At 68.8% G+C, this 24,059-nt stretch carries 25 protein-coding genes and 4 tRNA genes; 9 read left to right on the forward strand and 20 right to left on the reverse strand.

Translation table 11 applies throughout. From position 1 onward, the window contains the following. Nucleotides 1–23: 23 nt before the first annotated feature. The 11 genes from secF to pdxS all read right to left on the reverse strand — a co-directional run bounded on the left by secF (nucleotide 24) and on the right by pdxS (nucleotide 9,368). Complete coding sequence (gene secF, locus ASD23_RS08455; protein WP_056009337.1) at nucleotides 24–1,043, reverse strand: protein translocase subunit SecF; 1,020 nt, start codon at nucleotides 1,041–1,043, stop codon at nucleotides 24–26. Then, nucleotides 1,043–2,785, reverse strand: coding sequence for a protein translocase subunit SecD (gene secD / locus ASD23_RS08460; protein WP_056009339.1), 1,743 nt, complete (start codon nucleotides 2,783–2,785; stop codon nucleotides 1,043–1,045). Before secD ends, secF begins: the two co-directional genes overlap by 1 nt. A gap of 63 nt (nucleotides 2,786–2,848) precedes the next feature. Beyond that, nucleotides 2,849–3,247, reverse strand: coding sequence for a preprotein translocase subunit YajC (gene yajC, locus ASD23_RS08465; RefSeq protein WP_056009341.1), 399 nt, complete (start codon nucleotides 3,245–3,247; stop codon nucleotides 2,849–2,851). A gap of 71 nt (nucleotides 3,248–3,318) precedes the next feature. Continuing rightward, nucleotides 3,319–4,359 (reverse strand): Holliday junction branch migration DNA helicase RuvB, encoded by a 1,041-nt coding sequence (gene ruvB, locus ASD23_RS08470; RefSeq protein ID WP_056009343.1) that lies wholly within the window; start codon nucleotides 4,357–4,359, stop codon nucleotides 3,319–3,321. Then, nucleotides 4,356–4,976: a Holliday junction branch migration protein RuvA gene (ruvA, locus tag ASD23_RS08475; protein WP_056009345.1), complete on the reverse strand. Its 621-nt coding sequence runs from the start codon at nucleotides 4,974–4,976 to the stop codon at nucleotides 4,356–4,358. The genes ruvB and ruvA overlap by 4 nt, the downstream gene beginning before the upstream one ends. Continuing rightward, nucleotides 4,973–5,581 (reverse strand): crossover junction endodeoxyribonuclease RuvC, encoded by a 609-nt coding sequence (gene ruvC, locus ASD23_RS08480; RefSeq protein WP_199470560.1) that lies wholly within the window; start codon nucleotides 5,579–5,581, stop codon nucleotides 4,973–4,975. Before ruvC ends, ruvA begins: the two co-directional genes overlap by 4 nt. A gap of 9 nt (nucleotides 5,582–5,590) precedes the next feature. Continuing rightward, nucleotides 5,591–6,349: a YebC/PmpR family DNA-binding transcriptional regulator gene (locus ASD23_RS08485; protein ID WP_056009349.1), complete on the reverse strand. Its 759-nt coding sequence runs from the start codon at nucleotides 6,347–6,349 to the stop codon at nucleotides 5,591–5,593. Nucleotides 6,350–6,409: 60 nt separating this feature from the next. After that, a complete protein-coding gene (locus ASD23_RS08490; RefSeq protein ID WP_082571313.1) occupies nucleotides 6,410–7,141 on the reverse strand; it encodes a hemerythrin domain-containing protein in 732 nt (243 codons plus the stop codon). 108 nt (nucleotides 7,142–7,249) lie between these two features. Beyond that, the gene (locus ASD23_RS08495; protein WP_056009354.1) at nucleotides 7,250–7,780 is read right to left on the reverse strand and encodes a DUF1697 domain-containing protein; all 531 of its coding nucleotides are present in this window, start codon (nucleotides 7,778–7,780) and stop codon (nucleotides 7,250–7,252) included. 59 nt (nucleotides 7,781–7,839) lie between these two features. Beyond that, nucleotides 7,840–8,481: a pyridoxal 5'-phosphate synthase glutaminase subunit PdxT gene (gene pdxT, locus ASD23_RS19240; RefSeq protein WP_082571314.1), complete on the reverse strand. Its 642-nt coding sequence runs from the start codon at nucleotides 8,479–8,481 to the stop codon at nucleotides 7,840–7,842. Beyond that, the gene (pdxS, locus tag ASD23_RS19245) at nucleotides 8,478–9,368 is read right to left on the reverse strand and encodes a pyridoxal 5'-phosphate synthase lyase subunit PdxS (protein WP_056009358.1); all 891 of its coding nucleotides are present in this window, start codon (nucleotides 9,366–9,368) and stop codon (nucleotides 8,478–8,480) included. The genes pdxT and pdxS overlap by 4 nt, the downstream gene beginning before the upstream one ends. 83 nt (nucleotides 9,369–9,451) lie before the next feature. On the opposite strand from pdxS, the gene ASD23_RS08510 reads away from it, so the two are divergent. Beyond that, entirely contained in the window at nucleotides 9,452–10,801 is a 1,350-nt protein-coding gene (locus ASD23_RS08510) for an aminotransferase class I/II-fold pyridoxal phosphate-dependent enzyme (protein ID WP_056009360.1), read from the forward strand. Between the two features lie 47 nt (nucleotides 10,802–10,848). Continuing rightward, complete coding sequence (gene pdxY / locus ASD23_RS08515) at nucleotides 10,849–11,700, forward strand: pyridoxal kinase PdxY (protein WP_056009362.1); 852 nt, start codon at nucleotides 10,849–10,851, stop codon at nucleotides 11,698–11,700. 46 nt (nucleotides 11,701–11,746) lie between these two features. Here the strand turns inward: pdxY and ASD23_RS08520 are convergent, their stop codons facing one another. Continuing rightward, nucleotides 11,747–12,310, reverse strand: a complete 564-nt coding sequence (locus ASD23_RS08520) for an HIT family protein (RefSeq protein WP_056009364.1) — start codon at nucleotides 12,308–12,310, stop codon at nucleotides 11,747–11,749. Continuing rightward, on the reverse strand, nucleotides 12,307–14,241 hold the full coding sequence (gene thrS, locus ASD23_RS08525) for a threonine--tRNA ligase (RefSeq protein ID WP_235507772.1): 1,935 nt from the start codon (nucleotides 14,239–14,241) through the stop codon (nucleotides 12,307–12,309). The genes ASD23_RS08520 and thrS overlap by 4 nt, the downstream gene beginning before the upstream one ends. Before the next feature lie 169 nt (nucleotides 14,242–14,410). Here thrS and ASD23_RS08530 point away from each other — a divergent pair, with 169 nt between their 5' ends. Continuing rightward, entirely contained in the window at nucleotides 14,411–15,004 is a 594-nt protein-coding gene (locus ASD23_RS08530) for a hypothetical protein (protein ID WP_056009368.1), read from the forward strand. Between the two features lie 66 nt (nucleotides 15,005–15,070). On the opposite strand, the gene ASD23_RS08535 is transcribed toward ASD23_RS08530, so the two are convergent. The 3 genes from ASD23_RS08535 to ASD23_RS08545 all read right to left on the reverse strand — a co-directional run bounded on the left by ASD23_RS08535 (nucleotide 15,071) and on the right by ASD23_RS08545 (nucleotide 15,373). Further along, nucleotides 15,071–15,145 (reverse strand) — tRNA-Val (locus ASD23_RS08535). Nucleotides 15,146–15,170: 25 nt separating this feature from the next. After that, nucleotides 15,171–15,244 (reverse strand) — tRNA-Cys (locus tag ASD23_RS08540). A 57-nt stretch (nucleotides 15,245–15,301) separates the two neighbouring features. Further along, nucleotides 15,302–15,373: transfer RNA gene (locus ASD23_RS08545), tRNA-Gly, on the reverse strand. A 249-nt stretch (nucleotides 15,374–15,622) separates the two neighbouring features. Between ASD23_RS08545 and ASD23_RS08550 the strand changes: the two genes are divergently transcribed. Both ASD23_RS08550 and ASD23_RS08555 read left to right on the forward strand, forming a co-directional pair. After that, nucleotides 15,623–15,695 (forward strand) — tRNA-Val (locus ASD23_RS08550). Nucleotides 15,696–15,855: 160 nt separating this feature from the next. Continuing rightward, nucleotides 15,856–16,209, forward strand: a complete 354-nt coding sequence (locus ASD23_RS08555; protein WP_056009370.1) for a VOC family protein — start codon at nucleotides 15,856–15,858, stop codon at nucleotides 16,207–16,209. 39 nt (nucleotides 16,210–16,248) lie between these two features. Here the strand turns inward: ASD23_RS08555 and ASD23_RS08560 are convergent, their stop codons facing one another. The 3 genes from ASD23_RS08560 to zapE form a co-directional block, all read right to left on the reverse strand. Further along, complete coding sequence (locus ASD23_RS08560) at nucleotides 16,249–16,845, reverse strand: type II toxin-antitoxin system PemK/MazF family toxin (protein ID WP_235507687.1); 597 nt, start codon at nucleotides 16,843–16,845, stop codon at nucleotides 16,249–16,251. Nucleotides 16,846–16,888: 43 nt separating this feature from the next. Further along, a complete protein-coding gene (locus ASD23_RS08565; protein ID WP_056009372.1) occupies nucleotides 16,889–18,151 on the reverse strand; it encodes an ammonium transporter in 1,263 nt (420 codons plus the stop codon). A 183-nt stretch (nucleotides 18,152–18,334) separates the two neighbouring features. Continuing rightward, entirely contained in the window at nucleotides 18,335–19,390 is a 1,056-nt protein-coding gene (zapE, locus tag ASD23_RS08570; RefSeq protein WP_056009374.1) for a cell division protein ZapE, read from the reverse strand. Between the two features lie 152 nt (nucleotides 19,391–19,542). Between zapE and ASD23_RS08575 the strand changes: the two genes are divergently transcribed. Beyond that, a complete protein-coding gene (locus ASD23_RS08575) occupies nucleotides 19,543–20,442 on the forward strand; it encodes a sulfurtransferase (protein ID WP_056009377.1) in 900 nt (299 codons plus the stop codon). A gap of 46 nt (nucleotides 20,443–20,488) precedes the next feature. Next, a complete protein-coding gene (locus ASD23_RS08580) occupies nucleotides 20,489–20,929 on the forward strand; it encodes a SufE family protein (protein WP_056009379.1) in 441 nt (146 codons plus the stop codon). A 25-nt stretch (nucleotides 20,930–20,954) separates the two neighbouring features. Here the strand turns inward: ASD23_RS08580 and ASD23_RS08585 are convergent, their stop codons facing one another. Beyond that, nucleotides 20,955–22,172, reverse strand: coding sequence for an alpha/beta hydrolase family protein (locus tag ASD23_RS08585; protein WP_056009381.1), 1,218 nt, complete (start codon nucleotides 22,170–22,172; stop codon nucleotides 20,955–20,957). Nucleotides 22,173–22,256: 84 nt separating this feature from the next. Between ASD23_RS08585 and ASD23_RS08590 the strand changes: the two genes are divergently transcribed. Both ASD23_RS08590 and ASD23_RS08595 read left to right on the forward strand, forming a co-directional pair. Further along, nucleotides 22,257–22,844: a DUF3000 domain-containing protein gene (locus ASD23_RS08590; RefSeq protein WP_056009383.1), complete on the forward strand. Its 588-nt coding sequence runs from the start codon at nucleotides 22,257–22,259 to the stop codon at nucleotides 22,842–22,844. Beyond that, nucleotides 22,837–24,033, forward strand: a complete 1,197-nt coding sequence (locus ASD23_RS08595; protein WP_056009385.1) for a ribonuclease D — start codon at nucleotides 22,837–22,839, stop codon at nucleotides 24,031–24,033. The genes ASD23_RS08590 and ASD23_RS08595 overlap by 8 nt, the downstream gene beginning before the upstream one ends. Nucleotides 24,034–24,059 lie beyond the last annotated feature (26 nt).

Consider the following 24,059-nt stretch of genomic DNA (forward strand, 5'->3'; position numbering starts at 1 on the left):
ACGGCTCACGCCGGCCGCGAACATCATGCGGTGGGCAGCGCCTCGGCCCCCGTCGAGACGGATGCCGCGCGCTCGCGCTCCTTCAGGACCTTCTGGTCGTGGCGGTGGATCGCCGGCTCCCCTTCACGCAACTGCGAGTAGAGCGGAGCGGCGACGAACACCGTCGACCAGGTGCCGACGAGGATGCCGATGAGGAGCGCCAGCGAGATGTCGCGGAGCGTGTCGGCTCCGAGCACGCCGGCTCCGATGAAGAGGATCGCCGCGACGGGAAGAGCGGCCACTACGCTCGTGTTGATCGAACGCACGAGGGTCTGGTTCACCGCGAGGTTCACCGATTCGGCGAAGGTGCGCCTCGACTCCTGACCGTCTTCCGCGGTGTTCTCACGGATCTTGTCGAAGACCACGACGGTGTCGTACAGCGAGTAACTGAGGATCGTGAGGATACCGATGGTCGCTGCGGGACTGATCTCGAAGCCGACCGCAGCATAGATGCCCACGGTCACCACGAGGTCGCCGATGAGCGCGAGGATCGCCGCGAGGGACATCTTCCAGGTGCGGAAGTACAGCGCCATGATGATGCCCGCGAGCAGGAGGAATGCGACGAGGCCGACGAGGGCCTGCCGAGTGACATCCGCGCCCCAGCTGGGACCGATGAACGAGGAGGTGACCTCCGACTCCGGTACGTCGTACGCTTCGGCGAGAGCACCGCTCACGTCTTCCGAATCCGCCTGCTCGAGCTGGTCGGTCTGCACGCGCACACCGGATCCTCCGACGATCGCCACCCGCACCTCGGCGTCGGGCACGACGGAGTGGACCGCCTCGATCGCCGGCTCGGGTGTCGCGTTCTCGACCTCGGCGATCTGGAACTGCGATCCGCCGCGGAACTCGATGCTGAAGTTGATTCCGGTGAGGAGCGGAACGACGATCGACAGCAGGATCAGGACCCCGGCGATCGCGTACCACTTCTTGCGGCCTCCGACGAAGTTGAAGGACCGCTTGCCGGTGTAGAGGTCATTGCCGAAGGTCGTGAGACGGTTCGCCATCAGGACTCCTTCCCTTCGTCGGACGAATCGGAGGCGCCCACTGCTGCAGCTGCCTTCCGTTCGGCGATGGTCTGGCGGCGCTGCGCTTCTTTCGCGCTGGCCGCGGTCTTCTTCGCCGGCGCTCCGACGGGCTTGCGGAACTCGGCACGACCGCGGTACACGGCGCCGAGTGCGTTCGGGTCGAGGCCCGACCATGGGTTGCCGCTCGAGAAGAAGCGGGTCTGCGCGAGCAGCTGCAGCATCGGGTGCGTGAACAGGATGACCACGACGACGTCGATGATCGTGGTGAGACCGAGCGTGTACGCGAAGCCCTTGACGCTGCCGACGGCGAGCACGAACAGCACGATCGCGGCGAGCAGGTTGGTGGCCTTCGACGCGAGCACTGTTCGGAACGCGCGCTTCCAGCCGGCCTCGACCGCGCCGACGAGTGGCCTGCCGTCTCGGAGCTCGTCTCGAACGCGTTCGAAGTAGATGATGAACGAGTCGGCGGTGAAACCGATCGAGACGATGAGTCCCGCGATGCCGGCGAGCGACAGGCGGTAGCCCTCTCGCCACGACAGGATCGTGATCATCAGGTAGGTGATGATGCCCACGATCACGAGCGAGGCGATGGTGACCGACGCGAGGGCGCGGTACTGGAAGATCGTGTAGATCACGACGAGGATCAGGCCGATGAGGCCGGCGATCAGGCCGGACTGCAGCTGCGAGGTACCGAGCGTCGGCGAGATCGTGTCGGAGGACTGCACCGTGAAGCTGAGGGGCAGCGCGCCGAACTTCAGCTGGTCGGCGAGCGCCTTCGACGAGGCCTGGTCGAAGCTGCCGGTGATCTGCGGCTTGCCGTCGGTGATCGCGCCGTTCATCGACGGTGCCGTGAGCACCTGACCGTCGAGCACGAAGGCGAACTGGTCGCGAGGGGTCTGGCCCTGCAGGCCGTACAGACGAGTGCTCACGTTGGCGAAGTCTTCGGTGCCTTCGGCGTCGAAGACGATGTTGACGGCCCACTGACCCGTCGACGCGCCCGTCTGGGTCTGCACCATGCCGTTGGTGGCGTCGACGATGTTCTCGCCGCTGGCCTCGACCGGTCCGAGGAGGTACTTCGCGGTACGGGTGACGTCGCACGTGACGAGCGGCTCGTCGGCGGGTGCCACGTTCGCCGAGTTCTCATCGATCTGCGAGCAGTCGAAGTCGTCGAACTCCTGCTGCAGCGCGGGCGTGACCCAGGCCGGGTCGCTGCCGTCGGTCGGTTCGGTGGTCGGCGTCGACTCGAGTTCCTCAGCAGGTGCTTCGGTCGGCTCGGGGCTCGCGCTCGGGTCGATCGCGGTGTTCGTCGCCGCGTCCGCGAGCAGCACGGCCCGGAGCTCGAGCTTCGCGGACTGCTGGATGCGAGCGCGGGTCTGGTCGTCGAGCTCGCCCGGGATGCGAACGACCACGTTCTCACCCTCGGTGTTGATCTCCGCTTCCGAGACGCCGGAGGCGTCGACGCGCTGGCGGATGATCGAGACCGCCTGGTCGAGCTGCTCCTGCGAGACGTTGGCGCCCGTCTCGACCTTGGGCTCGAGGATGATCTGCGTGCCGCCCTCGAGGTCGAGCGCGAGCTTCGGAGTCCACGACCCGCCGCCCCAGATGACGCCGGCGGCATTGATGCCGAACAGCAGCGCGATGATGACACCCAGCCAGATGAGTGATCTCCATGCCTTGCGCACGGGGGTCGGCCGAGATGACCGCTTCGATGGTGCAGCCACGTGTTCCGCTTTCTCTGCAGAGAGCCCGCGCGTCAGCGCACGGGCCCAACCTGGGGTTGAGTCTTAGTCGTCCGACTTCTTGGTGTCGGGCTTCTCGTCGGTCGCGTCCGTGGACGTCACGTCGGTCTCGGCATCGAGACGCTCGCCGAACTCGGGCTCGCCCTCGACCGCGACGGTCTCTTCGACGACGTCGGCCTTGGGCTCGACGACGCGAGCGACGGTCTGACGGTGCACGGTGAGGACGGTGCCGGGCGAGGTCTCGAGGAGCACCTGGTTCTCCTCTTCGTCGATCGAGAGGATGGTGCCGAAAACGCCGAAGTTGGTCATCACCTTCGCGCCAGCCTGCACCTTCGACTGCAGTTCGCGGGCGTCGGCCTGACGCTTGCGCGAGTTGCGGAACATGAAGAAGATGAGCACCGCCAGGACGGCGAGCATGATGATGGTGAACGGATCGAACGTCATGAGAGGAGAAGTACCTTCCGGAGTGCGGCGCGCGCACGAAGTCATCGGTGCTGAGGGGTCAGCTTCAAGGATTATAGGTCATCGATCGGAAGCGCCGCTGCCGTATCGGGTGCGTGCGCTGCGAGACCGAAGTGCCGCCAGGCCGCCGGGGTCGCCATGCGGCCTCTCGGGGTTCGCGTGATGAGCCCGATGCGCACGAGGAACGGCTCGACCACGGCCTCGATCGTCTCGGCCTCTTCTCCGACGGAGACGGCGAGCGTGTTGAGGCCCACCGGCCCTCCGCCGAAGCGGGTCAGGATCATCTCCATCACCGCGCGGTCGAGACGGTCGAGCCCGAGCGGGTCGACGTCGTAGAGTTCGAGCGCTGCGCGGACGGCTGCGAGGTCGGCGCGTTCGCCGTGCACGAGCGCATAGTCGCGAACCCGGCGGAGCAGTCGGTTGGCGATGCGAGGTGTGCCGCGGCAGCGCCCGGCGATCTCGGCGAGGGCCTCTTTGTCGGCGTCGAGGCCGAGCATCGTGCCGGCGCGCGCGAGCACCTGCTCGAGCTCCGCCTCGTCGTAGAACTCCAGGTGCGCCGTGAAGCCGAACCGGTCGCGCAGGGGGTTCGGCAGAAGCCCGGCCCGCGTGGTCGCGCCGACGAGGGTGAAGGGCGACAGGTCGAGCGGCACGGAGGTGGCTCCCGCCCCCTTGCCGACCATGATGTCGATGCGGAAGTCCTCCATGGCGAGGTAGAGCATCTCTTCTGCCGAGCGCGCCATGCGGTGGATCTCGTCGATGAAGAGCACCTCGCCGGGCACGAGCGAGCTCAGGATCGCCGCGAGGTCTCCGGCATGCTGGATGGCCGGGCCGCTCGACATGCGCAGCGGTCGGCCGCCCTCGTGGGCGACGATCATCGCGAGCGTCGTCTTGCCGAGCCCGGGCGGACCCGCGAGCAGGATGTGGTCGGGCGTGCGCTGTTGCAGCGTCGCCGCGGTGAGCAGCAGCTGCAACTGGCCGCGCACCCGGGTCTGTCCGACGAACTCGCCGAGGCTCTTCGGCCGGAGCGCGCCCTCGAAGGCGAGCTCCGCCTCGGAGGCGAGCACCGGGTCGGTCAGGTCGAGGTCGTCGCTCATCGCGTGCGCCCTGTCTGCTGCGCGGGCCCGAGCCGAGCGAGCGTGAGCCGCAGCAGTGTCGGTACCGAAGCGGCCTCGATGTCGGATGCCGCGGCGATCGTCTCGTCGACGGCCTCAGCAGCCACCCGCTCCGACCAGCCGAGCCCGGTGAGCGCGGCGAGCACGCTGTCGGCGGCACCACCCACGACGACGGGCGCGTGCGGAGTCGATGAGACGGGTGCGATGAGCTTGCCGGCCAGCGAGACGGTGATGAGCTTCGCGGTCTTCGGGCCGATGCCGCTCACCTTGCGGAAGACGGCGTCGTCGTCGCGCTGCACCGCCTCGGCGATCTGCCCGGGCGAGAGCACCGAGAGCACGCCGAGCGCGGACTTCGGCCCGACGCCGGTGACGCCGATGAGGAGGTCGAAGACGTCGAGCTCGTCGCGCGTCGCGAAGCCGAAGAGCGTCAGCGAATCTTCGCGCACGACGAGCGTCGTGTGCACGGATGCCTCGTGCCCCTCGCGCATCGACAGGGCCAGCGCCGGGGTCGTGTTGACGTGGAACCCCACCCCGCCGACCTCGATCACGACCGAGCCACCGGCAGCTGCGAGCACACGGCCACGAAGAGAGGAGATCACCGCTTCAGCCTACGGGCCGCCCCCGACACGGAGGCGGAGCGCTCCGCGGCGAGCCACGCCCGTTGGGCCGGTGTGAGTGCCGAGTCACCGGCGGATCCGTCGGCGCTGTCGCGGACGGCAGTGCCCGCGACTCCCCCGGTGCGCCAAGCGTGGCAGATCGCGAGGGCGAGGGCGTCGGCGGCATCCGCCGGCTTCGGCACCTCGTCGAGCCCGAGGATGCGCGCGACCATGGCGCCCACCTGCTTCTTGTCGGCGCGGCCGTAGCCCGTGATGGCGGCCTTCACCTCGCTCGGCGTGTGCAGGGCGACGGGAAGCGCACGGCGTGCGGCGATCAGCATGGCGACGCCCGAGATCTGGGCGGTGCCCATGATGGTCGACACGTCGCTGCGGGCGAACACGCGCTCGAGGGCGACGGCTTGCGGCCGGTGCTCCTCGATGATCGCCTCGAGCCCCTCGGCGATGCGCACGAGCCGGCGCGGGGTGTCGAGCTCCGCGGGCGATCGCAGCACGACGACGTCGACGAGCCGCGCCGTGCGGTTCGGCTCGACATCGACGACGCCCACGCCGCAGCGCGTGAGTCCGGGGTCGATGCCGAGCACTCGCACGGCGATCGGCTAGTCCGCTTCGAGCTCGGCCTGCACCTCGGGGGTGAGGTCGAAGTTGCTGTAGATGTTCTGCACGTCGTCGCTGTCTTCGAGCGCGTCGATGAGACGGAAGACCTTGCGTGCGGTCTCGGCATCGATCTCGACCTTGAGCGACGGCACGAACGCGGCATCCGCCGAGTCGTAGTCGATGCCGGCCTCCTGCAGCGCGGTGCGCGCGGCGACCATGTCGGATGCCTCGGTGATGACCTCGAAGGTCTCGCCCTCGTCGGTGACCTCTTCTGCGCCGGCGTCGAGCACCGCGCCGAGCACGTCGTCTTCGCTGAGGCCGTCGGTCTTGGCGACCACGATGACGCCCTTGCGCGCGAAGTTGTAGGCGACGGAACCCGGGTCGGCCATGGTGCCGCCGTTGCGGCTCATGAGCGTGCGCACCTCGGCGGCGGCGCGGTTCTTGTTGTCGGTGAGGCACTCGATGAGGAGCGCGACGCCGTTGGGGCCGTAGCCCTCGTACATGATCGTCGTGTACTCGATCGACTCACCGGTCAGGCCGGCGCCGCGCTTGATGGCGCGATCGATGTTGTCGTTCGGGACGGAGGTCTTCTTCGCCTTCTGCACGGCGTCGACCAGGGTCGGGTTGCCGGAGAGGTCGGCGCCGCCCATCTTCGCGGCGACCTCGATGTTCTTGATGAGCTTCGCGAACGACTTCGCACGGCGCGAATCGATGATCGCCTTCTTGTGCTTGGTCGTCGCCCACTTGGAATGCCCGGACATGCGTCTCCTGAATCGAATCCTCGCGCGGCCGGGTCGCGGCTCGCGCGCCACCATTCTAAGTCAGCGACGCCCGCCCTCCACGCTCTTCTGCGGCATGGGATGCAGCCGGCGCATGGCTCGCTCGTAACTGCGGTGACCGAACAGGCGGTACGCCGTGCGCATCGGGGCGGGCAGTTCGCGGGCCATCCACGCGGCGCGCTCGGATTCGGGAACGGCGTCCATCATGAGTCCCAGCAGCAGGAACAGCGGCAGCGGCGGCTTCTCTCGCTGGGCATGCGCGGAGATCTCGTCCCACTCGGCCTCCGAGAGCACCGCGTCGAGCACCGGGAACGCCTCGCGCTCCTCGTCGGCGAGATGTTCGGCGAGGCTCCGGTCGACCTCGTCGAGCGCCGTCGCGAGGTGCTCGGCCGCCGCGGCATCCGCACCGCTCGCCGTCCAGTCGTCGATCCGGGTGTCGATCTCGTCCAACTGGTCGGAGACCGACTGGTGCTGCTTCCGCATGAGCGCGACGTGGAGTCCGCACGCCGGCGCCCGCTCGGTCATCCGATCCCAGAAGAAGTCGTCTTCGGCGTGGTGGTGCACGTGGAGGAGCTTCGTGAGGCCGTGCAGGTGCTTCGAGAGGAAGGCGGCGCGCGGAGCGTCGCCGGGCACGACCTCCCGCACGAGCGCGGGAGCCTCACCGAAGAGGCGTCGGAACAGCCGGTGGATGAGTACGATCTCGTCGCTGCGGCAGGTGGTCGCAGGCGCGCCGCTCATCGCGGGCGCGCCGGAACTGGGAAGTCGAGTGGTCATGGGAAGACAGCGAAGCGGATGCCTCGGCGTCCCGCCCCGGTGCCGACCCGACTCGCGGCTCGGTGCATCCCCTGAACTCCGTCGCCGGAGAGAGCGCCGGCCTCGGGCTCAGCCGACCATCTTGCGGAGCGTCCTCAGGTTGCGATTCGTGGTCGTCGGCTTGAACCTGGCCTTCGCGAGCAGCTTCGCGAACGGCGTGTCGACCGTCGTGCCCTTCACGGGGTTCCAGTAGACGACACCATCGCCGCGCGCGATCGGGTCGACCTCGGCATCGGCGTCGCCCGCGAACGCGGCGAGCTCGTCGAGGACGTCGTCTTCGGAGGCGAAGATCACCCACGGCTGCCGGTGCTCGTCATCGGCATCGAAGGGGAAGCCGTCGATCGCGCGCTGCAGTTCGGCGCGCGTGACGAGCACGATCCAGGCGTCGTAGTCGAACCGGTCGCGGAGCGCCTGCTCGATGCGGGCCTTCAGCGCCGCATGCGACTCCTTCGCCGAGCTCTCGAACACGACGTTGCCGCTCGCGAGCACCGTGCGGACCGAGACGAAGCCGAGGCCCTCGAACAGTTCGCGCAGATCTGCGGATCTCACGGTGATGCCCCCGACGTTGACGCCGCGGAGCAGAGCGATGAAGTCGGCCATGCTGCGACCCTACCGAGCACCGCCGACCACGCGCATCGTCGGCGTCGCCGGCCGTGCAACTACGCCCGAGCGCGGACCTTGGCGAGGAAGTACTCGTGGAAGCGGTGCTCCCCCGTGATCTCGGGGTGGAAGCTCGTGCCGAGCAGGTTGCCCTGCTCGACGGCCACGACCCGACCGTCGGCGAGCGAGGCCAGCACCGAGGCATCCGGCCCTACCGACTCGACGACCGGCCCGCGGATGAACACCGCGTGCACCGGCACCTCGCCGAGGGCGGGGATGTCGAGGTCGGTCTCGAACGACTGGTTCTGCGAACCGAAGGCGTTGCGTCGCACGACGACGTCGAGGCCGCCGAGCGACTCCTGGCCCGCGATCGCGTCGAGCACCGTGTCGGCGAGCATGATGAGCCCCGCGCAGGTGCCGTAGACGGGCATGCCGCCGGCGATCGCGGCCTTCAGCGGGGCCTGCAGTCCGAACATCCGCGAGAGCTTGTCCATGACGCTCGACTCGCCGCCGGGGATCACGAGACCGTCGATCGCCTCGAGCTCCTCGGGCCGGCGCACGAGCGAGACCTCGGCGCCGAGCGTCCCGAGCACGTGCGCGTGCTCGCGGAAGTCTCCCTGCAGTGCGAGCACCCCGACGCGGGGCCCGGCAGAAGCCGGCCGCCCCGCGTCGAGTGACGCGCTCCTGAGGCTCGTGGTCACCAGCCGCGCTCTGCGAGGCGGTGCGGTGCGGCGAGGTCGGCGACGTTGATGCCGACCATGGCCTCGCCGAGGCCCCGCGAGACGGCGGCGACGACCGAGGGGTCGTCGTAGAACGTGGTCGCCTTGACGACGGCGGCCGCACGAGCCTCGGGGTTGCCCGACTTGAAGATGCCCGAGCCCACGAACACGCCGTCGGCGCCGAGCTGCATCATCATTGCGGCATCCGCCGGAGTGGCGACGCCACCGGCGACGAAGAGCACGACCGGGAGCTTGCCGGTTTCGGCGACCTCGAGCACGAGCTCGTACGGAGCCTGCAGCTCCTTCGCCGCGACGTAGAGCTCGTCCTTCGTCATCGAGCGGAGCACGTTGATCTCGGAGGAGATCTTGCGGATGTGCTTCGTCGCCTCGGAGACGTCGCCGGTGCCGGCCTCGCCCTTCGAGCGGATCATCGCGGCACCCTCGTTGATGCGGCGGAGCGCCTCGCCGAGGTTGGTGGCACCGCAGACGAAGGGGGTATTGAACGCCCACTTGTCGATGTGGTTCACGTAGTCGGCCGGCGAGAGCACCTCGGACTCGTCGATGTAGTCGACGTCGAGGGCCTGCAGCACCTGCGCCTCGACGAAGTGGCCGATGCGGGCCTTCGCCATGACGGGGATCGACACCTCGGCGATGATCGCGTCGATGAGGTCGGGGTCGCTCATGCGGGCGACGCCGCCCTGCGAGCGGATGTCGGCGGGCACACGCTCGAGGGCCATGACGGCGACGGCGCCGGCGTCCTCGGCGATGCGCGCCTGCTCGGGAGTGACGACGTCCATGATGACGCCGCCCTTCAGCATCTCGGCGAGGCCGCGCTTCACGCGGCTCGAACCCGTTTCGGATACGGTCACAAGGGATCCTCTCGGCGGTGCGCGACGCCCTGTCGCACATCAGAACAGACGAACAGAACTATTGTCCTAGGCCAAAAGATATCATGGGCGCAGACACGAAGAAGGGGGCGGTGCACATCATCGACATCGAGGGCCGCTCAGCGGCCGAGATCGCCGACAGCCTGCGCACGCTCATCGAGCGCGGCGCCCTCCGCCCGGGCGACGCGCTCCCTCCGGTCCGCACCCTGGCCGAGCATCTCGGCGTGAACCGGAACACCGCCGTCTCGGCCTATCGGCAGCTGATGAACGCCGGAGTCGTGATCACGCTCGGCCGCGGCGGCACGCGGGTCGCCGGCGGTGCCGCCGTGGCGCAGGAGGGGTTCGCCGCGGACACGGCGCTCCGCGACATCGGCACCGGCAACCCCGATCCGGCGCGCATCCCCGACCCGTCTCACGCGCTCGCGAGCATCGCCCGACGCCCCGTGCTGTACGGCGAACCCGTCATCGACCCCGACTTGGCTCGCTGGGCGCAGGATTGGATGAGCGCGGACCTGCCGCCCGAGATCCCGATGCACCTCACCGTGACGAGCGGCGCCGGCGACGCCGTCGAGCGGCTCCTCGCGCAGGCACTCACTCGCGACGACGCCGTCGCGCTCGAGGACCCGTGCTTCCTCACGAGCATCCACACGGTGCGCGTCGCTGGCTACCGCCCGGTCCCGGTGCCCATCGACGACGAGGGCATGACGGTCGAAGGCCTTCGAGCCGCGCTCGACCACGGCGTGCGTGCCGTCATCTGCACGCCGCGTGCGCAGAATCCCACTGGTGCGAGCCTCACCGAGCGGCGCGCCGCCGAGCTGCGGGCGGTGCTCCGCGACCATCCCTACGTGCTCGTCATCGAGGACGACCACTACTCGCTGCTCTCGCAGCTGCCGTACCACTCGCTCATCGGCCCCGAGCACCGGCGGTGGGCGCTCGTTCGCTCGGTGTCGAAGTTCCTCGGCCCCGACATGTGCCTCGCCGTGACGGCGTCCGACCCGGAGACCGCCGACCGCCTCGCGATGCGGCTGACGCCGGGAACCACCTGGGTGAGCCACCTGCTGCAGCGGCTCGTACGTGCGCTCGCGACGGACCCCGAGATCACGGCCGGGATCCGTGCGGCAGGTCAGCACTACGCCGCCCGCAACACCGCGTTCGCCGAGCTGCTCACGACCGAGGGCATTCCGACCAGCGCCGGCGACGGCCTGAACGTCTGGGTGCCGCTCGGCGCGCCCGCTCGGGCCGTCTCGGAGCAGCTCATGCGCCGCGGGTGGCTCGCGAGACCCGGTGACGAGTTCGCGCTCGGCGGCGGCGAGGCATCCGATCACCTGCGCCTGACGGTGCACGACCTCGACGACGACGACCTGCAGAAGCTCGCGGCCGATCTCGGCGCCTCTGTCAGGGCCGTTCGCCGCTGACCTCCCAACCGCGGACGGAGCACCGACGGAGATGCGATGATCGAGCGGTGAAGATTCTCTCGATCCAGTCCGCGGTCGCCTACGGCCATGTCGGCAACTCGGCCGCCGTCTTCCCCCTGCAGCGCATCGGCGTCGAGGTGTTGCCGGTCTACACCGTCAACTTCTCGAATCACACCGGCTACGGCGCGTGGCGCGGGCCGATGATCAGCCCCGACGACGTGCGCGAGGTCATCACCGGCATCGAGGATCGCGGCGTGTTCCCGCAGATCGATGTCGTGCTCTCGGGCTACCAGGGCGGCGAGGGCATCGCCGACGTCATCCTCGATGCGGTTTCACGCGTCAAGGCCGCGAACCCCGACGCCGTCTACGCCTGCGACCCGGTCATGGGCAATGCGAAATCCGGATGCTTCGTGGCCCCCGCCATCCCGATCCTGCTGCGCGACCGCGTGGTGCCGGCGGCCGACATCATCACGCCGAACCAGTTCGAGCTCGGCTTCCTCACCGAGACCGAGCCCGACACGCTCGAGTCGACGCTCGCCTCGGTCGACCTCGTTCGCGCCACCGGCCCGCGCACCGTCCTCGTGACGAGCGTCGAGCGCCCCGACCGCGAAGCCGGCACCATCGAGATGCTCGCCGTCGACGACTCGGGCGCCTGGATCGTGCAGACCCCGCTGCTGCCGATGAAGGCGAACGGTTCGGGCGACGTCACCGCGGCGCTCTTCACGGCGCACTACCGGCGCACGGGCGACGCGGCCGACGCCCTCGCTCGCGCCGCGTCGAGCGTCTTCGACCTGCTCTCGCTCACGCACAGCTCGGGTGAGCGCGAGCTGCAGCTCGTCGAGGCGCAGGAGTTCTATGCGTTCCCGAGCCTGCAGTTCACCGTGCGCCAGGTGCGCTGAGCGAACGCCGGTCGAGGAGCGAAGCAGGAGCGTCGAGAGCCCACGCTCAGGCGGGCCACGCGTCGGCGATCTCCTGACGCACTTCGCCGAGCAGGCGCGGCAGCGCCTTCGTGCCGGCGATGATCGGGAAGAAGTTCGAGTCGAGCGCCCAGCGCGGCACGATGTGCTGGTGCAGGTGCTCGGCGATGCCCGCCCCCGCGATGCGGCCCTGGTTCATGCCGATGTTGAACCCGTCGCACCTCGAGACCTGCTTCACGACCCGCATCGCGATCTGCGTGAGCTCGCCGATCTCGGCGACCTCTTCGGGCGTCGCCTCGTCGTAGGTCGCGACGTGGCGGTACGGGCAGACGAGCAGGTGCCCGCTGTTGTAGGGGTAGAGGTTGAGCAGCACGAAGGCGTGCTCCCCGCGCGCGACGATGAGCGACTGCTCATCGCTCATCTCGGGTGCACGGCAGAACGGGCACGAGTGCTCGTCGGGCTGCTGGCCGTGCTGGATGTACACGAGTCGGTGCGGCGTCCAGAGGCGTTGAAACGCGTCGGGCACGCCGGCGAGGTCGGCCGCGGCATCCGTCGGCACGCCCTCGAACTCGTCGGGCTGGTACGCGCTCATGAGAACAGGTCGTCGCGAGTGACGACCTGGCGACGCTCCTCGATGACCTGTTTGATGCGCTCGACCGCCTCGGCGATCGCGACGCCGTTCTCTTGAGTGCCGTCGCGGAAGCGGAAGCTCACCGTCTCACCCGAGCGGTCGTTGTCGCCCGCGATGAGCTGGATCGGCACCTTCTGGGTGGTGTGCGTGCGGATCTTCTTCTGCATGCGGTCGTCGCTCACATCGAGCTCGGCGCGAACGCCGGCGCCCTTCAGCTGCTCGATGATCGCACCCAGGTACGGTGCGAAGTCTTCAGCCACGGGGATGCCGACGACCTGCACGGGAGCGAGCCACACCGGGAACGCACCCGCGTAGTGCTCGAGCAGGATCGCGAAGAAGCGCTCGATCGAACCGAACAGCGCCCGGTGGATCATGATGGGGCGCTTCTTCTGACCGTCGCTGTCGGTGAACTCGAGGCCGAACCGCTCGGGCAGGTTCGGGTCGACCTGCACCGTCGAGAGCTGCCAGGTGCGGCCGATGGCGTCACGGGTCTTCAGGTCGATCTTCGGGCCGTAGAACGCGGCCTCGCCGGGCATCTCGGTGAGCTTCAACCCGCTCGAGCGCGCGACGTTGCGGAGCGCGTTCGTCGAGTACTCCCAGAACTCGTCGGAGCCGATCCACTTCTCCTTCTCGTCGTCGCGCATCGACAGCTCGAGCTCGAAGTCGTCGAGGCCGAAGTCGCGCAGCATCGAGATGACGAACTCGATGACCTTGGTCGCCTCCTCCTCGAGCTGGTCGGGCGTGACGAAGAGGTGCGAGTCGTCTTGGGTGAAGCCGCGCACACGGGTCAGCCCGTGCAGGGCTCCGGAGAGCTCGTTGCGGTAGACGGTGCCGTTCTCGGCGAGCCGCATCGGCAGGTCGCGGTAGCTGCGCCCGCGCTCCCTGTAGATGAGGATGTGCATCGGGCAGTTCATGGGCTTCAGGTAGTAGTCCTGGCCCTGCTTGGTGATGTTGCCCTCGGCGTCGCGCTCCTCGTCCATGACGATCGGCGGGAACATCCCGTCTTTGTAGGTGACGAGGTGGTTCGAGGTGAGGAAGAGGTCCTCCTTCGAGATGTGCGGCGTGTACACGTAGGTGTACCCGCCCTCGATGTGCCGGCGACGGGCGTGCTGCTCCATCTCCATGCGGACGACTCCGCCGCGCGGGTGCCAGACCGAGAGCCCCGAACCGATCTCCTCGGGGAAGCTGAAGAGGTCGAGGTCGCGCCCGAGCTTGCGGTGATCGCGACGCGCGGCCTCTTCGAGTCGGTGCTGGTAGGCGCGCAGCTCGTCCTTCGTCGGCCACGCGGTGCCGTAGATGCGCTGGAGCTGGGGGTTCTTCTCGGAACCGCGCCAGTACGCCGCGGCGATGCGGGTGAGCGCCCAGCCGTTGCCGATCATGCGGGTGTTCGGCAGGTGCGGACCGCGGCAGAGATCCTTCCAGACGGTCTCGCCGGTCTTCGGGTCCACGTTGTCGTAGATCGTGAGCTCGCCGGCACCGACCTCGACGTTCTCGTTGTCGCCGCCCGTCGACGCCGAACCCTTGAGGCCGATCAGTTCGAGCTTGTACGGCTCGTTCGCGAGTTCCGCGCGCGCCTCGTCGTCGGTGACGACGCGGCGCATGAAGCGCTGGCCGGCACGGATGATTCGAGACATCTCCTTGTCGAGCGCCTTGAGATCTTCGGGGTTGAACGGCTCGGCGACGTCGAAGTCGTAGTAGAAGCCGTCGGTGACGGGCGGGCCGATGCCGAGCTTCGCCTCGGGGTTGATCGACTGCACGGCCTGCGCGAGCACGTGCGCGGCCGAGTGGCGGAGGATGTTCAGGCCGTCGGGCGAGTCGATCGTGACGGGTTCGACCACGTCGGAGTCCGTGACCGTCGTGGCGAGGTCCTTGAGCTCGCCGTTGACGCGCATTGCGACAACGGAACGGTCGGTGAAGAGCTCGAAGCCGTCGGCCACCTGGATCCACTCCTTGAATTCGGTCTACAGAACCCTTCAACTGTAGTCGCCGAAGGGGTGGCCGCCCGGCACTTCGGTGCTGCCCCTGACCCGGCGCGCACATCACAGTTCTAGAGTTTCCCTCATGTATGACACATCGAAAGAACTGGGCTCCCGCAGCGAGTTCGACGAGCGCGTCGTCGAATTCGCCGACTTCGAGCCGGACATCCGCCTGGAGGACTGGGCAGAGAAGTACCGGATCGGCGAGCTCGTGCTCGGCCCGATCTTCTGGGCGCCGATCGACTTCCTCTCCCCCGTGCACACGATCGGCAAGGGGCGCACGAACCTCACCCTCATCCGCCCGACGATCATGCAGACCGATGCCGTGACGCCCTACGCCGGCTTCGACCGCCGCGAATCGCCGACCCGCAACCCCGCAGTCTCCATCCACTTCGAACCGGCCGCCTACGGCATCACGGGGGTGGGCACCTATGTCTGCACCTTCTCGGTGGAGTCCGGCGCCCCCGTGACGCTGAACGCGAGCGGCTATGCGGCATCCGGAACCGTCGTCGGCGCCGGGCCCAGGAGCGTGAACGGCAAGCAGACCGTGAGCCTCACCCTGAAGAACCTGCCCGCATACGGAGGCTGGGCCGCCATCGAGCAGACCGCAGGTGCGTCGTGGGCGTGGTACACGACGCGCATCAGCTATCCCCCGCTCGTGTTCGAGCAGGTCGGGTGATCGAGCCGGTCGGCGAAGCGAACGGCCGGAAACAACGAAAGCCCCGGCGATGCCGGGGCTTTCTCATGGTGGGCGATACTGGGATCGAACCAGTGACCTCTTCCGTGTCAGGGAAGCGCGCTACCGCTGCGCCAATCGCCCAAGTCGAGAATGGAAGTTCTCAGCTTGGAGGTGGATACGGGATTCGAACCCGTGTATACGGCTTTGCAGGCCGCTGCCTCGCCTCTCGGCCAATCCACCGTGTCTGGGTTCACCACCAAAAGAACAGGAATGGGGCTTTCGCCCCATCCTGATCAGAGCGGATGACGAGATTCGAACTCGCGACCCTCACCTTGGCAAGGTGATGCGCTACCACTGCGCCACATCCGCGTTGCTCGCATTTCTGCGTGCAGGAAGACTCTAACTGATTCCCTGAACGATTCACAAACTGACGGGGTCGAGCGGCGGATTCGCGCTGGTCACGGGCCGAATCCGACCCCGCGTCCCGGGCGTGTCGAGGGGGTTCGGCACCTGTTCAGGCCTCCTCCGAATCTGCACCGTCCGCTCGATGTGCATTCACCCCACGCGGTCGGCTAGTATCGAGTCCGCGGTCATTCGCGTGACTCGCGAATCCCACATGGGCGATTGGCGCAGCTGGTAGCGCGCTTCCTTCACACGGAAGAGGTCGTCGGTTCGAGCCCGGCATCGCCCACGAAAGCCCCCTCTCCACAGGGGGCTTTCTTCATTTCCAGGGCGTGCACCGGCTCCGGGCCTCTCCCGGCCCACCGACCGCTGCCCGCCGCCACCCGTTGTGGCCGCTCCCGCCGCCGACTACCGTGTGCCCTGTCCACGCGTCGAAGCGAGGGGGAACCATGTCCGGCGAGGTCTCATTCATCGAGTTCGGGGCTGCGGATGCCATGACGGCCCGCACCTTCTACGGCAAGCTCTTCGGCTGGACGTTCGAGTCGGGGCCAGGCGGCGACGGTTACGCGGTGACCGGGGCCGGCGTGCCCGCGGGCGTCCACGGCAGCGACCCGGGCGCCGCGCCGTACGTCTTCTTCAGGGTCGACGACCTCGATGCCGCCGCGGCGGCAGTCGAACGTCTCGGCGGCACGGTCGAGGCTCTCCCCGGCGACGATGCGTCGACAGCGCTGTTCGGCGAGTTCCGCCTGTGCCGTGACGACCAGGGATCGCCGTTCGGGCTGCATCGACCGCCACGAGCCTGATCGGCCCACGCAGCATCCGACGTCCACGACACGGAGGCGTCAGCGCCAGCCGTACCGCGCATCGAGCTCGGCAGCCACGCGGCCGTAGCGCTCGGCGTCGAGCGAGGCCGCCTCACGACGCATGCCACCGGCGCGCACGCGGAAGACCCGGTCGATGCGCGCCCAGCTCGGGCGCCCCTCGCCGTCCCATGCGCCGGTGCCGAGGGACACGAAGTCGCGATCGCCGTCGTGCGCCTTGCTGGTCAGTTGCACCGCCAGGTAATCGCCTGCGCCGGATGCCGCGACGACGACGACCGGCCGGTCCTTGCCGCGCCCGTCGTTCTCCTCGTACGGCACCCACGTCCACACGACCTCGCCCGGATCGGGCTCGCCATCACGCGACGGCGCATAGCTCAGCTGCACGCCGCGGAGACGCCGCGGGTCGATCTCGATCGTGGCGGAGTCCCCCGCCTGCCCCGGAGACGGCGAGTCGGTCGATGACGACCGCTCAGGGGCATCCGCTGTTCGCATCGTGCCGGCCGTCTGCGGGCGTGACGGCGCCTGCGCCTGGCCGACCGACGATCGAGACGACCCGCTGCCGAAGAGCGCCCCGACGACGCGGACGAGGGCGGTGAGGAAGCGGCTGGTGTCTGACACACCGGCACACTACCCCACCGCCCTCGCGGTGATTCCGTCAGGTTCAGACGGTCTCGAGCTTGTACGCGTCCTCGCCGTGGACGACGGTGTCGACGCCTGCGATCTCGTCTTCGTTCGTCACTCGGAAGCCGATGGTCTTCTGGATGATGAAGCCGATGACGTACGCCAGCACGAACGAGTAGATGAGAACGGTGAACGCCGCGATCGCCTGCACCATGAGCTGGGTGCCGTCGCCGCCGGTGAACAGGCCCTTGTCGGTCGCGAAGAAGCCGAGGTACAGCGTGCCGATGAGGCCGCCGACGAGGTGGATGCCCACGACGTCGAGCGAGTCGTCGAAGCCGAACTTGAACTTCAGGTCGATCGCGAGGGCGCAGACCGCACCTGCGATGAGACCGAGCACGATCGCCCATCCAGGCGTGAGCGACGCGCATGCCGGGGTGATCGCGACGAGACCTGCGACGGCACCGGATGCCGCGCCGACCGACGTGGGCTTGCCGTCCTTGATCTTCTCGACGAGGAGCCAGGCGAGCAATGCCGCGGCCGGTGCGGCAAGCGTGTTGATCCAGGCGAGGGCGGCGGTGCCGTCAGCGGCGAGCTCGGAGCCCGCGTTGAAGCCGAACCAGCCGAACCACAGGAGACCGGCGCCGAGGAGCACGAAGGGCGGGTTGTGGGGAACGTGGGCGCCCTTCGAGAAGCCGACGCGCTTGCCGAGCACGAGCGCCAGGGCGAGGGCTGCAGCACCGGCGTTGATGTGCACCGCGGTGCCGCCGGCGAAGTCGATGACGCCCGTGCCGAACGCCTCCTGCATGCCGAACGTGGTCCAGCCGCCGTAGGCGAACGATCCGTCGTCGGCGAGGCCGAAGTTGAACACCCAGCTCGCGACCGGGAAGTAGACGATCGTGGCCCAGACCGCGGCGAAGATCATCCAGGCGCCGAACTTCGCGCGGTCGGCGATGGCACCCGAGATGAGCGCGACCGTGATGATCGCGAACGTCGCCTGGAAGGCCACGAAGGCGAGCGGCGGGTAGGCGGCGCCCTCCGGCGTCTCGAGCAGGCTCGTCAGGCCGATGGCCGACCAGTCGATGGACCACGGGGCGACGAGTCCCTCGGAACCGGGGAAGGCGATCGCGTAGCCGTACAGCACCCAGAGGACGCCGATGAGGCCGATCGCACCGAAGCTCATCATCATCATGCTGATGACGCTCTTCGCCTTGACGAGTCCGCCGTAGAAGAATGCGAGTCCGGGGGTCATGAGCAGCACCAGGGCCGCCATGATCAACAGGAACGCGGTGTTGCCTTGATCCATCTCGAACCTCTCTCAGGAATACAGGCGGGGGAACCTGTGTCGCCAAGTTTCACGAGAGGACGTTTCGAGCGGGACCGTCTACTGTTTCGCGTCTGTTACGTGCGGTGCCCGCAGGTAAACAGCACGTTTCGCGACGCCGCTCAAGGCATGTGAATCACGCACGAGCGGGAACACGAGCCGGATTCAGTCGTGCGGGGGCAGCTCGCCGGTGGTGAGTGCGATCATGCGCGACATCGCCCGGAGGTACTTCTTGCGGTAGCCGCCCGCCATCATGTCGGCGGCGAAGACCTCGTCGAGCGGCAGTCCGCTCGCGATGATCGGCACCTCGGCGTCGTAGACGCGGTCGATGAAGGCGACGAGGCGCAGCGCCGCGTTCTGGTCGGTGAGCTCGTGCACGCCCTCGAGGGCGATGAACTCGAGCCCGGTGACGAGCTTGACGTACTTGGAGGGGTGGACCGTGGCGAGGTGGGCGATGAGGTCGTCGAATCCGTCGAGCGAGACGCGGTGGCCCCGCTCGGCGAGTGCGGCGGCCGTGCGTGCCACGTCGGCGTCGCCCGAGAGCGATTCGGCGTGGCCCTCGGTGTCGCGGCGGCGGTAGTCGAGCCCGTCGATGCGCAGGGTCTCGAAGTTCGATGAGAGGGCGTGGATCTCGCGGAGGAAGTCGGAGGCGGCGAATCGTCCCTCGCCGAGCGCGTTCGGCGGCGTGTTCGACGTCGCGGCGACGCGCGTGCCGCCGGCCATGAGCTCGCCGAGGAATCGCGTCATGAGCATCGTGTCGCCCGGGTCGTCGAGCTCGAATTCGTCGATGCAGACGAGTTTCGCGCCCCTCAGCAGTTCGACCGCCGGCTGGTAGCCCAGCGCGCCGACGAGCGCCGTGTACTCGATGAAGGTGCCGAAGTACTTCGGGCCGTGCGCCACGTGCCAGAGCGCCGCGAGCAGGTGCGTCTTGCCGACGCCGAACCCGCCGTCGAGGTAGACACCCGGCAACTCGATCCGCGCAGGGCGCTTGCGCGAGAAGAACCCGCCCGGTCGCTGCGCTGCGCGCCACGCACCGGCGAACTCCTTCAGCCGATCGAGCGCGGCCTGCTGCGACGGGAAATCGGGGTCGGGCCGGTACGACTCGAACGACGCGTGCTCGAACTGCGGCGGCGGTGAGAGCTCGGCGGCGATCTCGGCGCCCGAGATCGACGGGTTCCTCTCGACGAGACGGATGAGTGACTGGCTCGATGCCGTGGTCATACTGGAGGAGCTCCCGGTGTGCATCTATTGCATCGGATGACAGGGCCTGTGACTTCACCCCGTGCGCCGCGTAGATTCGTGGTGGACAGGTGATCAGCCTAGTCCGCTCCCCTCGAACACCCCGCCGACCAGGCGATCCCAGGAGGTACCCCATGTCCGCCGAGTTCGATGCCGCAGGCAAGCTCGCCGAGTACGCGCACCCCGAGCGTCTCGTCACCACCGAATGGCTCGCAGAGCACCTCGGCGAACCCGGGTTGGTCGTCGTCGAATCCGATGAAGACGTGCTGCTCTACGAAACCGGGCACATCCCCGGCGCCGTGAAGATCGACTGGCACCTCGACCTCAACGACCCGGTCGTGCGCGACTACGTCAACGGCGAGCAGTTCGCCGCCCTCGCCGGTTCGAAGGGCATCGCGCGCGACACGACCGTCGTCATCTACGGCGACAAGAACAACTGGTGGGCCGCCTACGCGCTCTGGGTGTTCACCCTCTTCGGGCACGAAGACGTGCGCCTCCTCGACGGCGGCCGCGACCTCTGGATCGCCGAGGGCCGCGAGATCACGACGGCGGCTCCCGAGGTGACTCCGGTCGAGTACCCCGTGGTCGAGCGCGACGACAGCGCCGTACGCGCCTACAAGGACGACGTGCTCGCGCACTTCGGCAACCCGCTCATCGACGTGCGCTCCCCCGAGGAGTACAACGGTGAGCGCACGACCGCCCCCGCCTACCCCGAAGAGGGCGCGCTTCGCGCCGGGCACATCCCGACTGCGGCATCCGTGCCGTGGGCGCGCGCCGCGGCATCCGACGGCACGTTCAAGTCGCGGGCCGAACTCGACGCGATCTACCGCGACGAGGTCGGTCTCGCCGACGGCGACGACATCATCGCCTACTGCCGCATCGGCGAACGCTCGAGCCACACGTGGTTCGTGCTGAACCACCTGCTCGGCTTCGAGAAGGTGCGCAACTACGACGGCTCGTGGACCGAGTGGGGCAGCGCCGTACGCGTGCCGATCGTCACCGGCGACGCACGCGGCGAGGCGCCGAAGCGCTGACGCCCGGCGGGCCGGGTCGCTGCACGACATGGGAGAATGGATCCCGATGAACGCGACGACCCTGCCCGCACGACTCGCCGAGACCCGCGACGACTTCCTCGCCCTCGGCGTGCGCGACCGCCTGCAACTGCTGCTCGAGTTCTCGAACGAGCTGCCCGAGCTGCCCGAGCGCTACGCCGACCACCCCGACCTGTTCGAGCGGGTCGAGGAGTGCCAGTCGCCCGTGTTCATCTTCGTCGAGGTCCTCGACGGTCGCGTGCACCTCTTCGCCACGGCGCCGGCCGAGTCGCCGACCACACGCGGGTTCGCCTCGATCCTCGTGCAGGGACTCGACGGGCTCACGGCCGACGAGGTGCTCGACGTGCCCGCCGACTACCCGCAGTCGCTCGGCCTCGGCGAGGCGGTGTCACCGCTGCGCGTGCGCGGCATGACCGGCATGCTCGGCCGCATCAAGCGGCAGGTGCGGGAGCGCGTCGCCGCCGCATAGGCCCGGCCACGCGCTCGCGTCGGCCTCAGCCGACGATCTCGGCCTCGTCGCCGAACGTCGCCGGCGCGAGCGAATCGCGGCGTTCCAGCCAGGACCGGATGAGCCCTGTCCAACGCTCGGGCTCGGCGTTCCACAGTTTCGTGTGCCGCGGTCCCTCGAACACCTCGAACTCGATCAGGTCGGGCCGGGCCGCGGCGAACCGGCGAGACCCGTCGATCGGCACGAACCCGTCGTCGACGCTGTGCATGAGGAGCATGGGCACGTCGAACTCGTCGGCTCGCGCAACAGGGTCGAGCTCGAGGACATCGATCGGGGCCGCGATGCCGGTGAGACCGGCGCCGAGCGGTCCGCCGAGCACACGGACGACGAGGTCGCCGAGTTCCGGCGGCATGCGGTTCAGCGTGCCCTGGAATCGCAGGATGTCGGTCCAGTCGATCGCGGGCGAGTCGAGCATGACGCCCACGAGCCGCTCTCGCACGTCCGCCGATCGCAGCACCGCCTGCAGCGAGATCGCTCCGCCCATCGACCATCCCATGAGCACGATCTCCTCGGCGCCGTGCTCGACGGCGAACCTCGTCGCCGCGACCACATCGGCCCACTCGGTGCCGCCGAGACCGTACTTGCGGTCTTCGCTCTCGGGCGCCTCACCGTCGTTGCGATAGGTGATGAGCAGCGAGTTCCACCCCGCGTCGCGGGCCGGCTGCACCGCACGAAGCGTCTCAGGTCGTGTCGCGCCGCGACCGTGCACCTGGATCACCCATCGCGCCGAGGCATCCGCTGCAGGGATGAGCCATGCGGGAGCCGGGCCGAGCTCGGTGTCGACGACGACGTTCTCGTACGGCGCATCGAGCTCCCACGGACCGAGGTGGTAGTACCCGTCCATGCGGCCGCGTGTGGCGCGATCGAGTCGGCCGAAGTCGACGGACTCGATCGGGCGGCGCACTTCGTGCTCGCCGTCATCGATGACGTCACCGAGGCGCGCGTGCCCGGTGTCACGATCGAACCAGAGGCCGTATCCTCCGCGCATCCGCGTCTCGTCGGAGGCGAGCAGCGTGATCTCGCCCGCCGCGAGGTCGACGCGCGCGATGCGGACGTCCTCTTCCCGCCTCTCGGGCGGCGTCACCACCTTGCGGGCGAAGAACACCGCGGTGGCGGCGGTCGCGGCGCCGATCGTCAGGGCGATGAGCCCGACGGCGCCTGCCGCGATCCCGATCGCTGACGCTGCACCGCGCCTTCGTGGCATTCGTTTCCTCCCGAAGCAGAACCGTGTGCCGGTGGCGCGGCGTGCCGCCGACGTCCCCCGTATCCGAGACTCTAGTCTGCACTCGTGCCCGACTCAGCGCCTCCGCTTCCACCCGAGTTCGAGGCCGCCCTCGAGTCGCTCAGGGCCGCCTCTCCCAGGAGCGAGCTGCGCATCTCTGAGATCCCGGCGCCGGGCTCGCTGGCGCCGAACGCCGTGGCCCTGTCGGCCGACGTCACGCCGAGCCGTCACGACGACTCCGAGCTCGGCACCGGCCGGTTCGTGCTGCTCTACGACGAGAGCGAGCCCGAGGCCTGGGGCGGGCGCTTCCGCATCGTCTGCTTCGCGCAGGCCCCGCTCGAGACCGACATCGGCCTCGACCCGTTCCTCGCCGACGTCGCGTGGTCGTGGCTCGTCGACGCCCTCGATGCGAGGGGCGCCAGATACATCGCCGCGTCGGGCACGGCGACGAAGATCCTCTCCACCGGCTTCGGCGAACTCGCGCGTCAGGGCGACGGCGCGCAGATCGAGCTGCGTGCTTCGTGGACGCCCCTCGACTCGGCCATCGGCCCGCATGTGGAAGGCTGGGCTGAGTTGTTGTGCATGCTCGCAGGACTGCCGCCCCGATCAGAAGGGGTGACGCCCCTGCCCCGTCGGAGGACGAACCGTGGATGAATTCCAGGTGATCGAGACCCCCGCCGCCTTCGATGAGGCGGTGGAGCGGCTCCTCGACGGCGAGGGGCCGATCGCGGTCGACGCCGAACGGGCGAGCGGATTCCGCTACTCGCAGCGGGCCTACCTGATCCAGATGTTCCGGCGGGGGTCGGGCACCTTCCTCTTCGACCCTCCGCAGATCCCCGACTTCTCGGCACTCCAGGACGCGATCCACTCCGAGGAGTGGGTGCTGCACGCCGCCAGCCAAGACCTGGCCTGCCTCCGTGAGGTCGGCCTCGACCCCGAACGCATCTTCGACACCGAACTCGGTGCGCGCCTGCTCGGCATGCCGCGCGTCGGCCTCGCGTCGGTCGTCGAGGAGCTGCTCGACATCAAGCTCGCGAAGGAGCATTCGGCGTCCGATTGGTCGACACGCCCCCTGCCCCAGTCGTGGCTGAAGTACGCGGCGCTCGACGTCGAACTCCTCGTCGACGTGCGCGAACGGCTCGGCGCCCGACTCGAAGAGGACGGCAAGGCGGAGCTCGCGGCCGAGGAGTTCGATGCCGTGCTGCACCGAGCCGCGAAGCCGCCGGCCGCCGAGCCCTGGCGACGCCTCTCCGGCATCCACGCCATGCGCAGCCCCCGCAACCTCGCGGTGGCCCGCGAGCTCTGGCTCTCCCGCGACGCGCTCGCGACCGAGCTCGACGTCGCGCCCGGCCGCCTGGTTCCGGATGCCTCGCTCCTCGCAGTCGCCCGAACCCTGCCGTCGACGCGGCGCGCCCTCGCCGATCTCCGCGAGTTCAACGGCCGCGCGAGCCGCACCGAGCTCGATCGGTGGTGGGCCGCCGTGGAGCGCGGACTCGCGACCACCGAGCTGCCGCAGGTGCGGGTGCCGAGCGACGCTCCTCCCCCGCCGCGCGCATGGGCCGCGCGGCATCCCGAAGCGGATGCGCGCCTGAGGCTCGCGAAGGCCGCCGTGACCGAGGTCGCCGAGCAGATGAACATGCCGGTCGAGAACCTGCTCACCCCCGACCACCTGCGCAGGGTGGCGTGGACGCCACCCGCCGACGCGACCGCCGATGCCGTGAGCGAGGCCTTGCTGGCCCTCGGCGCACGCCGCTGGCAGGTTGCCGCAACCTCACAGAGAATCGCCGATGCATTTGTCGAGGCGGCACAATCCGTCGAGGACGCCACGTCTGAGGGTTCGTAGGTTCCGTCAAGCGATTCAGCGCCTCC

The organism is Agromyces sp. Root1464 (assembly GCF_001427265.1).
Classification (GTDB): domain Bacteria; phylum Actinomycetota; class Actinomycetes; order Actinomycetales; family Microbacteriaceae; genus Agromyces; species Agromyces fucosus.